11 protein-coding genes are annotated in these 14790 nt (G+C 69.8%); 4 read left to right on the forward strand and 7 right to left on the reverse strand.

Annotated elements, in window-relative coordinates; translation table 11 throughout:
• Positions 1–6: 6 nt before the first annotated feature.
• Both lptG and lptF read right to left on the reverse strand, forming a co-directional pair.
• Complete coding sequence (gene lptG / locus F790_RS0101535) at positions 7–1071, reverse strand: LPS export ABC transporter permease LptG (protein WP_019590670.1); 1065 nt, start codon at positions 1069–1071, stop codon at positions 7–9.
• Complete coding sequence (gene lptF / locus F790_RS0101540) at positions 1068–2180, reverse strand: LPS export ABC transporter permease LptF (protein ID WP_018869924.1); 1113 nt, start codon at positions 2178–2180, stop codon at positions 1068–1070. The genes lptG and lptF overlap by 4 nt, the downstream gene beginning before the upstream one ends.
• A gap of 97 nt (positions 2181–2277) precedes the next feature.
• On the opposite strand from lptF, the gene F790_RS0101545 reads away from it, so the two are divergent.
• The 3 genes from F790_RS0101545 to F790_RS0101555 all read left to right on the forward strand — a co-directional run bounded on the left by F790_RS0101545 (position 2278) and on the right by F790_RS0101555 (position 4674).
• Positions 2278–3756 carry a leucyl aminopeptidase gene (locus F790_RS0101545; RefSeq protein ID WP_019590671.1) on the forward strand — a complete coding sequence of 493 codons (1479 nt, stop codon included), beginning with the start codon at positions 2278–2280 and terminating at the stop codon, positions 3754–3756.
• Between the two features lie 13 nt (positions 3757–3769).
• Positions 3770–4189, forward strand: a complete 420-nt coding sequence (locus F790_RS0101550) for a DNA polymerase III subunit chi (protein ID WP_019589340.1) — start codon at positions 3770–3772, stop codon at positions 4187–4189.
• 182 nt (positions 4190–4371) lie between these two features.
• Positions 4372–4674 carry a high-potential iron-sulfur protein gene (locus F790_RS0101555; protein WP_019590672.1) on the forward strand — a complete coding sequence of 101 codons (303 nt, stop codon included), beginning with the start codon at positions 4372–4374 and terminating at the stop codon, positions 4672–4674.
• 104 nt (positions 4675–4778) lie between these two features.
• Here F790_RS0101555 and F790_RS0101560 read toward each other — a convergent pair whose 3' ends face one another.
• On the reverse strand, positions 4779–5381 hold the full coding sequence (locus tag F790_RS0101560) for an outer membrane protein (protein WP_019021172.1): 603 nt from the start codon (positions 5379–5381) through the stop codon (positions 4779–4781).
• A 187-nt stretch (positions 5382–5568) separates the two neighbouring features.
• On the opposite strand from F790_RS0101560, the gene F790_RS0101565 reads away from it, so the two are divergent.
• Positions 5569–8346, forward strand: coding sequence for a valine--tRNA ligase (locus F790_RS0101565; protein ID WP_019590673.1), 2778 nt, complete (start codon positions 5569–5571; stop codon positions 8344–8346).
• Between the two features lie 1298 nt (positions 8347–9644).
• Here F790_RS0101565 and F790_RS0101570 read toward each other — a convergent pair.
• Genes F790_RS0101570 through F790_RS0101585 form a run of 4 tightly spaced genes read right to left on the reverse strand, consistent with a single transcriptional unit; the run spans position 9645 to position 14762 of the window.
• Positions 9645–10319 carry a cytochrome b/b6 domain-containing protein gene (locus F790_RS0101570; protein WP_019021174.1) on the reverse strand — a complete coding sequence of 225 codons (675 nt, stop codon included), beginning with the start codon at positions 10317–10319 and terminating at the stop codon, positions 9645–9647.
• 5 nt (positions 10320–10324) lie between these two features.
• A complete protein-coding gene (locus F790_RS0101575) occupies positions 10325–11527 on the reverse strand; it encodes a lipocalin-like domain-containing protein (protein ID WP_019590674.1) in 1203 nt (400 codons plus the stop codon).
• On the reverse strand, positions 11527–14073 hold the full coding sequence (locus F790_RS0101580) for an ABC transporter permease (protein ID WP_019590675.1): 2547 nt from the start codon (positions 14071–14073) through the stop codon (positions 11527–11529). The genes F790_RS0101575 and F790_RS0101580 overlap by 1 nt, the downstream gene beginning before the upstream one ends.
• 5 nt (positions 14074–14078) lie before the next feature.
• Positions 14079–14762, reverse strand: coding sequence for an ABC transporter ATP-binding protein (locus tag F790_RS0101585; RefSeq protein ID WP_019590676.1), 684 nt, complete (start codon positions 14760–14762; stop codon positions 14079–14081).
• Between the last annotated feature and the right edge of the window lie 28 nt (positions 14763–14790).

Below are 14790 nucleotides of genomic sequence, written 5' to 3' on the forward strand. Positions count from 1 at the left end.
GTCACATCATGCCACGCGCCGCAGCCCCAGCAGCCCCGCTACCAGGAACAGCAGCACCGGCACACTGGCCGCCAGCACCGGCGGCAGCGCGAACACCAGTCCGACATGGGTCATCGCCCGCATCACGATCGCGAACGACACCCCGATCGCGATCCCCACGAACAGCCGACGCCCGGCCCCGCCTTCGCGCTGCGACCCGAACAGGAACGGGATCGCCAGCAGCAGCATCACCCAGGTCGAGGCCGGCAGGGTCAGGCGCTGCCAGAAGGCCACCTCGTAGGGCGCCGAATCCAGGCGGTTTTCCTGCAGGTACTGGATGTAACGATGCAGGTCGCGCGCTCCCATCTGCGCGGGTTCCACCACCAGCACCGAGAAGTACTCCGGGGCGATCAGGCGGTCCACGCGTTCCTCCTCGGCATGTTCCGTCACTACCCCGTCGAAATCCGGGCGCGAGCGTTCCACGTCCTCCAGCCACCACTCGCCGTCCGTGTAACGCGCACCCGCGGCCCGGGTGATCACCCGCGGGCGCCGGTCCTCGCCCAGTTCGATCACGCGCACGCCCGCCAGCCGGTCATCCGGCAGCACGGCCTCGGCATGCACGATGCGCCGCCCGTCGCGCGCCCACAGCCCCATCGAGCCAACGCTCAGTTCGCGGTCGAAGGCGGTCGCCTTGAGGTTCTGCGCGCGGTTCTCCGCCACCGGCGCGACGAACTCGCCGATCGCGACCATCGCCAGCACCACGATCAGCCCGCCCTGCATGACCCAGCCGACGAACCGCCCGACGGTCATCCCGGCGGCGCGCATGGCCGTCAGCTCGCTGCCCGCCGCGAGGTTGCCCAGCAGCAGGAGACCACCGAGCAGCGCTGCCGGCGGCATCATCTCGTACATCCGCCGCGGCAGCGTCAGGGCCACGTACATCAGCGCCTGCGCCACGCCGTAATCGCCGCGGCCGATGTCCCGCAGCTCGTCGATCAGCGCGAACACCGCATCCAGCGCAACCAGCAGCAGCGCCGCCAGCGCGGTCCCCAGCAGCACCTGGCGGATGATGTAGCGCCCCAGGATCGTGGTCATGCCGGCTCCCCCGCCGGCGGGCCCGCACCCCGGCGCGGCCGACGCAGCAGGCCCTTGCGCCAGGCCAGCAGCAGCCACAGCACGAGCATCGCGCCGTGCGCCCACCACAGCCCCACGGCCACGGGCACCTGGCCGTCCGCCAGCTGCCCCTGCCCCAGGATCAGGAAGTTGGCATACAGCACGTACACCCCGATCGCCGCGGGGATGCGCGCGTAGCGCCCGCTGCGCGGCGGCACCAGCGACAGCGGCAGGGCGATCAGCGTCAGGACCACGATCGACAGCGGCATGGCGAAGCGCCACTCCAGCTCCGCACGCACCTCGTGGTCGTCCCGCTCGGCCCACAGCTCCGGCGTGGAGTGCGCCTCCAGGCTGCGCCGCTCGGCGCCCGGGTCGGGCTCGGTGATCTGCGTGCGCAGGCGTTCGAATTCCAGCATGCGGAAGGCCCCGCTGCCCGGGGTGCCGACGTAGCGGTAGCCGTCCTCCAGCACCAGGAAGCCGCTGCCCTCGGCACCGGGATCGGGGATCGCACGCGCGGCCACCGTGACCTGCGCCTCGCCGTCCACCTCGCGGTAGATGAAGACCTCCTCCAGCGCCTCGCGGTCATCGCTCAGGCGTTCGGCGAAGAACACCTGATCCCCCACGCGCGACTCCAGGAACTGCCCCGGCGCGATCCCCACCAGATCCGAGCGCTGGTCGGCGAGATCGCGCATGCGGTCCACCTCGCCCTCGGTCCAGGGCACCACGGTGTTCATCAGCGCCGCCAGCAGGATCGCCGCCGGTCCGGCGACCAGGAACAGGGCACGATACAGCGCCGCAAACGACATCCCGCCCGACTGCAGCGCGATCAGTTCGCTGTCGCGCTGCATGCGGCCGAGCACCAGCATGAACCCCAGAAACAGCGCCACCGGCCACAGGTAGACGATGCCCTTGAACGCGCCGAAGCCCACCAGTGCCGGCAGGAAATCCGCCGGCACGCTGCCCTCGGCCACGTCCTGCAGCACCCGCGCGAGCACCCCGCCGACGATCACCAGCAGCAGCACCACGGTGACCGCCGCCTGGGTCACCAGGAGTTCGCGCGCAACGAAGCGCTCGGCCCGGCGCAGGATCATGCGCGGCCCGTATCCACGTCGCCGGTGTGCGTAGTGCGCCCCGGCGGCGCGCTGGTAGTATCACTGGAAAACATTCATTTCATCCCGCGAGGCGCCCATGCAATTCTCCGTCACCACCTCCGCCGTCGACAAACCCCGCGCCGGGATCCGCGCCGCCGCCGTCAGCCACCGGCGCAAGCCGGCCCCGGGCGCACGGGACCTGGATGCGGCCCGCGACGGCGACCTCGCAGCCCTGCTCAAGGCCGGCGAGATGGACGGCGACGCCGGCTCGCGCCTGCTGGTGCCCGGAACCGGGCGCAAGGGTTCCGCGCTGCTGATCGGCCTGGGCGCGAAGAAGGACTACGACGCCCGCGCTGCGCGCAAGGCCTGCCAGACCCTCGCCACCGCGCTGGTGGAGCGCCCGGCCGACAGCGCGGTGATCGCGGTGGAGGACTTCGTCCCGCGCGGCAAGGATATCGCCTGGACCCTGCGCACCCTGATCACCGCCATCGGCGACGCCGCCTATCGCTTCTTCGAGTTCAAGGGCAAGGAAGAGACCCGCCCCGTCAAGCTCGAAAAGGTCCAGTTTGCCGTGGACCGCGGCCACGCCGATGCGGCGAAGAAGGCCTGCAGCGAGGCCGCGGCCATCGTCACCGGCATGAACCGGGCGAAGGACCTGGGCAACACCCCGCCCAACGTCTGCTATCCCGAATCCCTCGCCGACACCGCCTGCCGGCTGGCCGAACAGTATGACCGTCTCGAGACCACGGTGCTCGACGAACACGAGCTGGAGGCCCTGGGCGCCGGGGCCATCCTCGCCGTCGGCCAGGGGTCCGAGCGCCCGCCGCGCCTGATCGCGATGGAATACCGCGGCGGCAACAAGGACGATGCCCCGGTGGTGTTCGTCGGCAAGGGCATCACCTTCGACACCGGCGGCATCTCGCTCAAGCCGGGCGCCGAGATGGACGAGATGAAATACGACATGTGCGGCGCCGCCAGCGTGTTCGGGGTGATCGAGGCGGCGTGCGAACTGGGCCTGCCGATCAACGTGGTCGGCGTGGTCACCAGCGCGGAGAACATGCCGGACGGCCGCGCCACCCGCCCCGGCGACATCATCCACACCCTGTCCGGGCAGACCGTCGAGATCCTCAACACCGACGCCGAAGGCCGTCTGGTGCTGGCCGACGCCCTGACCTGGGTGGAGCGCTACAAGCCAAAGGCGGTGATCGACATCGCCACCCTCACCGGCGCCTGCATCATCGCCCTGGGCCACCAGGGAGCCGCGCTGCTGGGCAACGACGACCGTCTGGTCCGGCAGCTGCAGCAGGCCGGCGAGGAAACCGGCGACCGCGGCTGGCAACTCCCGCTGTGGCCGGAGTACCAGGAACAGCTCAAGAGCAACTTCGCCGACATGGCCAACATCGGCGGCCGCCCGGCGGGCACCATCACCGCCGGCTGCTTCCTCTCGCGCTACACCGAGGACTACACCTGGGCGCACGTCGACATCGCCGGGGTGGCCTGGAAGAGCGGCAAGGAAAAGGGCGCGACCGGCCGTCCGGTCCCGATGCTGATGCAGTACCTGCTGGACCAGGCCTGAGGCTCGCCGGCACATGACCCGCGTCACCTTCTACCTGCTGCAGGATGCGCAGCCTGACGCGCGCCTGCGGCTGGCCTGCAGGCTGGCCGAGAAGGCCTCGCGCCAGGGCCACCGGGTCCACGTCCACACCGGGGACCCGGCCCTGACACAGAGCCTGGACGAATGGCTGTGGACCTTCCGCGACACCGCCTTCCTGCCCCACGCCACCGAGGTAGACGCCGCCGACGTGCCGGTGACCCTGCACGATTCCCGTGCCCCGACCACCCACTGCGACGTGCTGGTGAACCTGGCCGCCGAGGTCCCCGAATACTGCGGGCGTTTCGAACGCGTGGCCGACATCGTCGGCGGCGACGAAGCCGGCCGCGCCGCCGGTCGCGCCCGCTGGCGCTACTTCCGCGACCGCGGCTATCCGCTGGAACACCACTCCATGTGAGATCCGTTGGCAGGCGATGCCCCTCCCCTGACCCGACCTTTGAGCTGGATCATGAATCCCTTCGATTCGAGTGGAAATGTGGTCCATTCACGTAGAACTCACGCGGACAATGGATGCAAGGTAGCGACGGCATCCGCAGAGATGCCCGTCACAAGAAAACTACCAGGAAGGAGGTCGGAACCATGTCCGACAAGACCGATATCAGCCGCCGTACCTTTCTCCGCCGCGCCTCCGCGGCCTTCGCCACCATCCCGGTCGTGAGCATGGCCGGCATGTCCGTGGCCACGGCCAATCCCATGGCCGAGGACGGACACGCCCACAACTACGTGGCGGATGCCGCCAACGCCGATCACCCGGACTACTCCGAGGGCGAGCGCTGCGACAACTGCGCCTTCTGGGACGGCAACGGCGGATGCCATCACGCCGATTTCCAGGGCGTCAACGTCGCCGCGGGCGGCTGGTGCGATGAGTGGGTCAGCGGCTGATCCCGCAACCCGCTCACGGGGCACCGGAATGCCCCGATACAACGGGCCCCGCACGCCACCCTGGCGCGCGGGGCCCCTTCATTCCGGTCCTGCCCCGTGGGGCTTCAGAAGCGGTAACCGATCGCGCCCTTCACCTGCCAGGAATCCGGATCCACATCGACCCCGCCAAGCACGGTTTCGTCTCCGTGGAAGGTCTGCGAATACTCGCCGCGGAAGAACATGCGGTTCTCGAGCTGGTACTCGACACCCACGCCACCGCGACCGCCCTCGTACGTCTCGGAATCCGACCCGAGCCCGTCGGCGGACACCTTGGCCTTGGTGCCCTGGTACCCGAGCAGACCGTAGACCAGCAGGTCGTCGTTGAAGACCCGGCCGAGACGCAGGTTCACGCCATAGCTGTGCTTCACATCCACGTCGTAATCCACACCGTTCCAGGTGGTCGAGTCGTCGGCCTGATCCAGCCAGAAGTCGAGCTCCACGCCCAGGTAGTAATTGTTCTCCGTGGTGCCGGTACCGATCACGCCACCGATGCCCACGTCGGTGTCGGACAGGGAGGGACCGGGATCCACATCAAAATCGTAGTCCACGATCACCAGCTGGCCACCGACGTATCCGCCGTGGAAGGTGTCGGCCTGGGCCACGGACAGGCCACCGACCAGCATCAGGGCACCGCCCACGGCGGCAGCAATCTTTCCTTTCGTGAACATCGGTCTTTCTCCTCGTTGTTATCCGGTTGCGGCGCACAGGCCCGCCACACTCAGCGGTCATCACGTTCGACTTATTCTCGCACACGGGCCGAGGGTTTCGACAGGCCGCGCAGGAAAACGGGTCACGAACTGCATCCCTCGTTATAATGCGCGGCTTTGCCATCCACACCCCGAGCCCGGCCCGACCATGGACAAGAGCTTCGACCCCAAGAGCATCGAACAGGCCCAGTACGAACGCTGGGAGGCCGCGAACATCTTCGCGCCGCCGGAGACGGGCGAGGCCAACTACTGCATCCTGCTGCCGCCACCGAACGTGACCGGCACGCTGCACATGGGGCATGCGTTCCAGCACACGCTGATGGACACCCTGATCCGCTACCGGCGCATGCACGGCGACCGCACCCTGTGGCAGGGCGGGACCGACCACGCCGGGATCGCCACGCAGATGGTGGTCGAGCGCCAGCTGGCGGCGCAGGAAAAGACCCGCCACGACCTCGGGCGCGAGGAGTTCGTCCGCGCGGTCTGGGACTGGAAGAACGAATCCGGCGGGACCATCACCCGGCAGATGCGCCGGCTGGGCGATTCGGTGGACTGGTCGCGCGAGCGCTTCACCATGGACGACGGGCTCTCCGAGGCAGTGCTCGAGGTCTTCGTGCGCCTGTTTGACGAGGGCCTGATCTACCGCGGCAAGCGCCTGGTCAACTGGGACCCGGTACTGCACACCGCGCTGTCCGACCTGGAGGTGCTGTCGGAGGAGGAAAACGGCCATCTGTGGCACTTCCGCTATCCGCTGGCCGACGGCTCCGGGCACCTGACCGTGGCCACCACGCGCCCGGAGACCATGCTGGGCGACACCGCCGTCGCGGTGCACCCGGAGGACGAGCGCTACCGCCACCTGATCGGCAGGACCATCCGCCTGCCGCTGGTCGGGCGCGAGATCCCGATCATCGCCGACGACTACGTCGAGTCCGAGTTCGGCTCCGGCTGCGTGAAGATCACCCCGGCGCACGACTTCAACGACTACGCGATGGGCCAGCGTCACGACCTGCCGGTGATCAACATCCTGACCATCGATGCCTGCCTGAACGACAACGTGCCCGAGGCCTACCGCGGACTGGACCGCTATGAGGCCCGCAAGCGCGTGGTGGCCGATCTGGATCACCTCGGCCTGCTGGAAAAGACCGAGGACCACCGCCTGATGGTCCCGCGTGGCGACCGCTCCGGCACCGTGGTCGAGCCCTATCTGACCGACCAGTGGTACGTGAAGGCCGGCCCGCTGGCCGAACCGGCGATCAAGGCGGTGGAGGACGGCCGCATCCGCTTCGTGCCGGAGAACTGGTCGAAGACCTACTTCGAGTGGATGCGCAACATCGAGGACTGGTGCATCTCGCGCCAGATCTGGTGGGGCCACCGTATCCCGGCCTGGTACGATAGCGATGGCAACGTGTATGTCGGGCGCTCCGAGGACGAGGTGCGCGAGAAGCACGGCCTGGGCACCGAGGTGGCGCTGGAACAGGACGAGGACGTGCTCGACACCTGGTTCAGCTCGGCGCTGTGGCCGTTCTCCACCCTCGGCTGGCCGCAGGAGACGCCGGAACTGCGCGACTTCTACCCGACCAGCGTGCTGGTCACCGGCTTCGACATCATCTTCTTCTGGGTCGCCCGCATGATCATGATGGGCGAGCACTTCATGGGCGACGTGCCCTTCCGCGAAGTCTACGTCACCGGCCTGATCCGCGACTCGGAAGGCCAGAAGATGTCCAAGTCCAAGGGCAACGTGATCGACCCGATTGATCTCATTGACGGCATCAGCGCCGACGACCTGGTGGCCAAGCGCACCCGGGGCCTGATGCAGCCGCAGATGGCGAAGAAGATCGAGAAGACCACGCGCAAGGCCTTCCCCGACGGCTTCCCCGCGTTCGGAACCGATGCCCTGCGCTTCACCCTGGCCGCGCTGGCCACCACCGGGCGCGACATCAAGTTCGACCTCGGCCGCATCGAGGGCTACCGCAACTTCTGCAACAAGCTGTGGAATGCCTCGCGCTTCGTGCTGATGAACGTCGAGGGCCACGACTGCTCGGCCGCGGACGACACGGCAGAGCACCGCACCCTCGCCGATCGCTGGATCCTCGACCGCCTGGCCGAAACCGCCGCGACCGCCACGCAGCAGCTCGACGCCTACCGCTTCGACCTCGCCGCCCAGACGCTCTACGAGTTCACCTGGCACGACTACTGCGACTGGTACCTGGAGCTGACCAAGCCGGTGCTGAACGACGACGCCACGCCGGAGGCGGTCAAGCGCGCCACGCGCAATACGCTGGTCACTGTGCTCGAGGCCCTGCTGCGCCTGCTGCACCCGGTGATCCCGTTCATCACCGAGGCGATCTGGACCAGTGCGAAGCCGCACGCCGGCATCGGCGACGACGTCGAGTTCCTGGTGCAGCGCCCCTGGCCGGCGCAGGACGGATTCCCGCGCGATGCCACCGCCACCGCCGAGCTCGACTGGGTCAAGGACTTCATCACCGGCCTGCGCCGGATCCGTGCGGAGATGGACATCGCCCCGGGCAAGCCGCTGCCGGTGCTGGTGAAGAACTGGAGCGACGCCGACCGGGAGCGCTATCAGCGCCACCGCGCCCTGCTGGAATTCCTCGGCAAGCCCGAGGACGTCACCTGGCTGGACGCCGCCGACGAGGCCCCGGAATCCGCCATGGCCCTGGTCGACGAGATGCAGCTGCTGATCCCCCTGGCCGGCCTGATCGACAAGGACGCCGAGCTCGCCCGCCTGGACAAGGAGATCGACAAGCTCGACAAGAACCTCGAGCAGAGCGAGAAACGCCTGTCCAACGAGAGCTTCGTCGACCGCGCCCCGGCCGAGGTGGTGCAGAAGGAGCGCGACCGCGTCGCCGAGATGCAGGCCACCCGCGAGCAGCTCGCCACGCAACGCGAACGCATCCGCGCGATGTAACGCCGGCGCGGTGCTCGCCGCCCGGTGCCGCCCCCCGGCCCCGGCACCCGGCACCCGGCACCCGGCACCCGGCACCCGGCACCCGGCAAAGGCTGCAGGAGCTTGCTTGCAAGCGAACAGGAGCTGCTACCCGACCGCTGCCGCGGCGCTTCGGGCTACTGCCTGTGCTTGATCGCTGCCGCGGGCCTTGAGCTGGCGCTGCAGAGTCGGCGGTTTTGGCTGCCGCCGGGGGTGCGCTCTCTCGCGAGCGCGCCGCGAGGTCCTTTCTTGCTTGCCCAAGAAAGGACCCAAAGAAGGGCACCCGGAGCTCGCCCGGGAACCTTGCTCCGGGTGCCCCGCGCCGGCGGCGCCGAACTCGCGAAGCTACGCTTCGCTCAGACAGCCGGCGCCTTGTTTCCGGCGCGAGGCACCCTCCGCAAGGGGCTCGCAACGGGAGGGGGGTAAACCGGAGGCGCTCCGGCCATTGGTGCCCCGGTCCCGGCCCGGCTGATCGTGGGGCGCCCGAATCGTGCATTCCCCGGTTCCTGATGCAGCGGCGGTCCGGTGCACCAACGGATTCAAGCTTTGGTACGGGCCCTTCGCAGAGCTCATTCCCGTCCATCCTTAAAAGGAATCGCGTGTGGGCAGAAGCTCCACCCGAAACCCTGATGGAAGAAGATCATGTGGCTCGGCAGGGCATGCCCATGGCCCTACCCGGGCACCCTCCCGGTGCCGGGTATGCAACAGTGACTGTGGGAGCTTGCTTGCAAGCGAACCGAAGGCTCGTGGTGTCCTTTGGGGGCGACATCTTCCCATGCGACACGGCATCCCGGCCCCGATCGGCCGGAGGGCCGGCCTCCTGCGGGGGCAGGCGTCAACACGGTAGGAGGCGAGCCCTCTCGCCGATCCGGCACAATCGGTTGCCAACGGTCCTGGTCTCGGCCGGGGCGTTCACAGCCCCGGTCTGCCCGCCTGGCGAAAAAGGAACGGGCGGTGGTCCTCCAGCCCCGTTTGCCGCACCGAGCGCAGAGGTCGGGCGCGGGAGAAAAGGCGCTGCTTGTCTGAGCGAAGCGCAGCTTCGCGAGTTCGGCGCCGCCGGCGCGAGGCGCCCGGAGCAAGGTTCCCGGGCGAGCTCCGGGTGCCCTTCTTTGGGTCCTTTCTTGGGCAAGCAAGAAAGGACCTCGCGGCGCGCTCGCGAGAGAGCGCAACCCCCGGCGGTAGCCAAAGCCGCCGACTCCGCAGCGCCAGCTCAAGGCCTCGCGGCAGCGGTCAGGCCCGGCAGCAGCCCGTTTCGCTTGCAAGCAATCTCCCACAACCGGTTACCCCCAGACGGACCCGACCCCGAACACCAGTGCGGCCACCATCAGCACCAGCACCAGTCCGAACCAGGGGTTCGCGATGTGCGGGTGGTCCGACCAGGCCCCGCGCTTGTAGCCGGTAATCATCGCGCCGATCAGGCGGATCCGCAGGATGAACTGATAGGTGAACACGGCCAGCACGTGGATGCCGATCACGATCAGCAACAGATCGAAGTTCCAGTTGTGCAGCCGTGTCATCGTACGTTCGACGTCTCGGCTGACGGAATCGGCCAGCGGCCCCTGGTTGAAGATGTCGTCATTGGCGAACAGTCCGGTCACCGCCTGCACCAGCAGCAGCACCAGCATCAGCAGGATCGCCCAGCCACCCAGCGGGTTGTGGCCGAGGTATTCGGGTGCCGTGCCGCGCAGCCGGCCCCATGCGTAGCGCGCGACCGTCACCGGCCCCGCCAGCCAGTGGCGAAACCGCGCCGTCTCGCTGCCGACAAAGCCCCAGACGATGCGGAACAGCAGCAGCCCCAGCACGGTGTAACCCAGCCACTTGTGCCACCGGAACAGCATGAATTCGGTGCTGGTGTACCACAGCCCCACCAGGCACAGCAGCAGTCCCCAGTGAAAGACCCGCGTCGGCCAGTCCCAGACCTTCACCCGCAGGGCATCCGCGTTGCCACCGGTCATTCCGTTCATTCCTCGTCCTCGCGTTCATAGCCGGTCAGTTCCACGAAGCCACGGCCCAGGAGCTCGCCCTCCCGGTCACGGATGTCCACCGCGCCTTCCCAGTAGGGAATGACCGTATCCATTTCCTGAAATTCCCGCACCGCTTCCACGCGGAAACGCCGGGGCGCGCTGCCATCCGGCGGCGTGACCGTCATCGCCCACACCACCGGGTAACGGTTCCCCGAAGGCATGCGCGCATGCCGCAGCGGTTCGAGCTCCACGTGTTCCGGGCGCAGCTCGTGATCCCGGGCATCGGCCGGCATCCAGCGGCCCTTCGAAAGCTCATGGGGCGTGCCGTCATCGCGCCGCAGCTGGTAGTACATCAGGTCGCTCCCGTCGTCGAACTGCAGGGCAAACCAGTTCCAGCCGATCTGGCCCTCGGCCAGGGCGCCGCTGCTCCATTCGCGGTCCAGCCAGGCCTGCCCCGAAAGCGCCCGTTCCGCCCCGTCCGCATCGCGCAGGGTGCCGCGCGCGGCGATCCGAGGGACGGAATAGTAGTAGGACGCATTGCCCGGCTCCGGCCCCTTCTGGCTCAGCCCTGCCTCGCCCTGCAGCACCGGGGCGCGCTCCGGTTCCAGCTCCAGCTCCAGTTCGCGCCCGTCCACCGTGAACCGCAGGTCCCAGGTGTCGCCCGCCAGGCCGGTCAGCACCCAGTCCTCCAGCCACACCCGGCCCACCGGCTCGCTGGCACCCGCCAGCCCGGCGGCATCCCGGGCGAAGCGCTCCTCCGAGGCGTGCCAGTCGCCCTCCACGTCGAGAATCGCGGCATGCGCCATCCACAGCCGCGGCGTGGCCCAGCTCGACCCGTGAAACGCCGGGTCGCCCTCCAGCTCCGGCGCCAGCGCCACCCGGAAGAAGGTGATGTGGAACCCGTGGCGGCCGCCGTCGGGGCCCTCCAGATTGCCGGTCAGATACCACCACTCGTTGCGAAACCCCGGATGTGGCCCATGATCTCGCGGGAACTCGAACGCGCGCGGCTCCTCGGCCCGGCGGAAGCCCTCGACATCCTCCACCCCCAGGGCATCGCCGACCCGCAGCGCTCCGCCGTTCCCGTCGACCCCGGCATCGGGCTCCGGGGGCTCCCCGGTGCACGCCACCAGGGCCATCAGAAACACGCCCGGGGCGCCCTCCCGGAGCACATCCAGTCCTCGGCGCATCATTCCCGCCATCAAGCCACCTCCCGCAACGCCGGCAGCAGGCGCATCCGCGCCATGCGCCAGGCCGGCCACAGCGAGGCCAGCAGGGCGGCCACGAGGCCGATGAACACCGTCCCGGCCACCTCGCGTCCCGGCCAGCGCAGGTCCATGCCCCAGCCGAAGGCCTGACGATTGATCACCTCGATCAGGATCCAGCCCATCCCCAGCCCCCCGGGGATCGCCGCGAGCACCGCGAACAGCCCCAGCACCCCGCCCTGCAGCAGCACCAGGCCCCGCACGCCCCGGGGTTCCAGCCCCAGGCTGCGCAGCGTCGCGAACTCGCGGGCGCGCTCCATCTGCAGCGCCATCAATGCCCCGAGGATGGCGATGAAGGCTACTACGAGGGTGATGATCCGCAGCAGGTGGGTGACCGCGAAGGTCCGGTCGAAGATCGCCATGGATTCCTCCTCGAGAGTGTCGGGCCGCGTTACCACCGCGGCCGGATCCCGCTCCGCCAGCCACGCCTCGATGCGTTCGGCCGCGGCCTCCGGATCGGCATCCGGCGGCAGCACCAGCCCGAACGAACCCACGCCCGCCGGTGCCGGCCCGTCCCGGGCATACGCCGCATGGGGCATCATTACCCGCCCCCGAGGCGAGCCATAGTCCCGGTAGACCCCTGCCACCGCGAATGACCGGCGGCCGCCCGGCACCGCCAGCTCCAGGCCGTCGCCGGCCTGCAGGCCATGGTGCGCGGCGAACGGCTCGGTCACCAGCACGGCCTCGCCGGCGGCCAGACGGTCCGCCAGCCCGCCCCGGGGACCATCCACCTGCAGCAGCGGCAGGTGTTCCAGCCAGTCCGGGTGCGGCCGCACCACGAACAGCTCGACCCGACCCGCGTCGCTGCCGGTCTCCACCGTGGTACCGGTACTCAGCGATTCGGCCCCGGACTCGCTCAACAGCGGCCCGGCCCAGTCCTGCGGCAGGCGCGCGGCATCCCGAGCCGCGGCCGGGGCGACCGGTGTCACGTAGAGATCCGAGGTCAGGGCCTGTGCCAGCCACTGCTCCACGCTGCCGCGGAAGCTGCCCACCATCACCGAGACCGCGATGGTCGCGGCCAGCGCAAGGGTCAGGGCCGAGGCGGCCGGGCCGCTGCGCGACAGGCTGCGCTCGAGGCTGCGCAGCCCGATCCGTGGCAGGCTGCGGCCGGCGCTGAGGGCGGCCAGTCCGCGCAGCGTCCAGCCGAGGACCCGGGGCAGCAGCAGCACGAAACCGGCAATCAGCAGGAACAGGCCGAAGAAGGCCCCCGGCAGCCCGGCCACGCCGGTGATGAGCACTCCGGCGCCGGCGACCAGCAGGCCGAGGGAGGTCAGGGCCAGACGGTTCGCCCGCCGCCGCGCCCGCGCCTCGCCGGCCCCGGCGCCCTGCCCCGACGGCCCCGCGTGGCGGGCCGCCTCCAGCGCCGGGGCCAGCGCGGCCAGCAGCGCCACGCCCACCCCCAGTGGCAGCACTGCCAGCAGAGCCAGCGGCCGGGGCGTGACCTGCGTGACCGCCGCGGCAAAGAAATGGTCGGTGACGGTCTGCGCCACCTGCGCGACCAGTGCCTGCGCCAGCGCGATCCCCGCCAGCGCCCCCAGCAATGTCCCGATCAGTCCGACCAGCGCCGCCTCCAGCAGGACCACGGCGACGACCCGACCACGCCCCGCCCCCAGCAGGCGCAGGCTGGACAGCAGCTCGCGCCGACGCAGCACCGCGAAGGTCTGGGTGTTGTAGACCAGAAACGCCGCGATCAGCAGCGCCAGCAGGCTCATCGCCGTCAGGTTGATGCGGAACGCCCGTGCCAGCTCGCGCGAGGCCTGATCGCGCGCCCCGGACTCAACGATCTCCAGCTCCTCCGGGTTCACCCCCGCGGCCCCGGCGGCCCGCTCCAATGCGCGTTCCATCGCCCGCTGCGCCTCGGCATCCTCCAGCCGCAGGTCGATGCGGTCGAGGCGCCCGTCGCGCCCCAGCAGGACCTGGGCGGTGGCGATGTCGGTGACCCACACCCGCCCGTCGTCCTCGCCGGCCCCGTCTGCCTCGAGTACCCGCACCGCGTGGCGGCCACCGGCCGCCTGCAGTTCGATCCGGTCGCCATCCGCCGCATCCTGCTCCGCGAACCACTGGCGTGGCGGCAATACCGTCCCGGGCTCGGTCAGCAGCCGCTGCACGGGTGCCGCGCCGATGTCCGAGGCGGCGCCGCGGAACGGCCCCTCGGCGAACGGGTCCACGCCCAGCAGATAGATACTTCGGCCGTCTTCCAGACGCGCGGCGCCTTCCACCACCGGCGCCGTCTCCCGCTGACCGGCGCTGCGCAGTTCCGCATACAGGGCCTCGGCAAAGCCCTCCGGCGGCCCCAGCACCTGATGGGTGGCGGTGCCGGCGACGGTCTCCATCGAGCGGTCGAAGGCCCTCTGCGCGGACTGATTGGCCAGATCCACCGCCAGCACCACGGCCACCGCGATCACCACACCCAGCAGGGTCAGCACCCGCTGCAGGGGTCGGCGGCGCCAGTCGCGCATCCACGCCCGCCAGATCAGGCCCATGGCCGTCAGCCCTCCCGCAGAAGACCGTCGTGCATGGTGTGGATGCGGTCGAGGCGGCGGGCCAGTTCCGCGCTGTGGGTCACCAGGAGCAGGGCGCTGTCATGCGTGGCTACCTGCTCCAGCAGCAGCGAGAAGACCGACTCGCCAGTCACCGAATCGAGGTTGCCGGTCGGTTCGTCGGCCAGGATCAGGGCCGGCTGGTGCACCAGCGCGCGGGCGATCGCCACGCGCTGCTGTTCCCCGCCGCTGAGGGCTTCGGGCAGGCGTCCGCCCAGTCCTTCCAGGCCGACCGCCGCCAGCGCGGCGTCCGCACGCCGGCGACGCTCCGCGACCCGCGCCCGGCGGCCGGAAACGTCGTCGGGGAGCCCGGCCAGCTCCAGTGCCAGCATCACGTTCTCGCGCGCATCCAGAGTCGGGATCAGGTGGAACGACTGGAACACGATGCCGGCGACACGCCGGCGCAGTCGCGTGCGGCCGGCCTCGTCCAGGGCGCCGAGGGAAGTGCCCGCCAGCCGCACCTCGCCCTCGCCCGGGTGCTCCAGCCCCGCGGCCAGGTGCAGCAGGGTGGACTTGCCGGAACCGCTCTCGCCGACGATCGCCACCCGTTCCCCCGGCGCCAGCGTCAGATCCACCCCGCGCAGCACCGGCGTCTCCGGCGCGCCGGGATAGACGAACGTCAGCGCGGCCACGTTCAGAACAGGATCCTGCGACGGGGCA

The organism is Thioalkalivibrio sp. ALE20 (assembly GCF_000381405.1).
Lineage (GTDB): Bacteria > Pseudomonadota > Gammaproteobacteria > Ectothiorhodospirales > Ectothiorhodospiraceae > Thioalkalivibrio.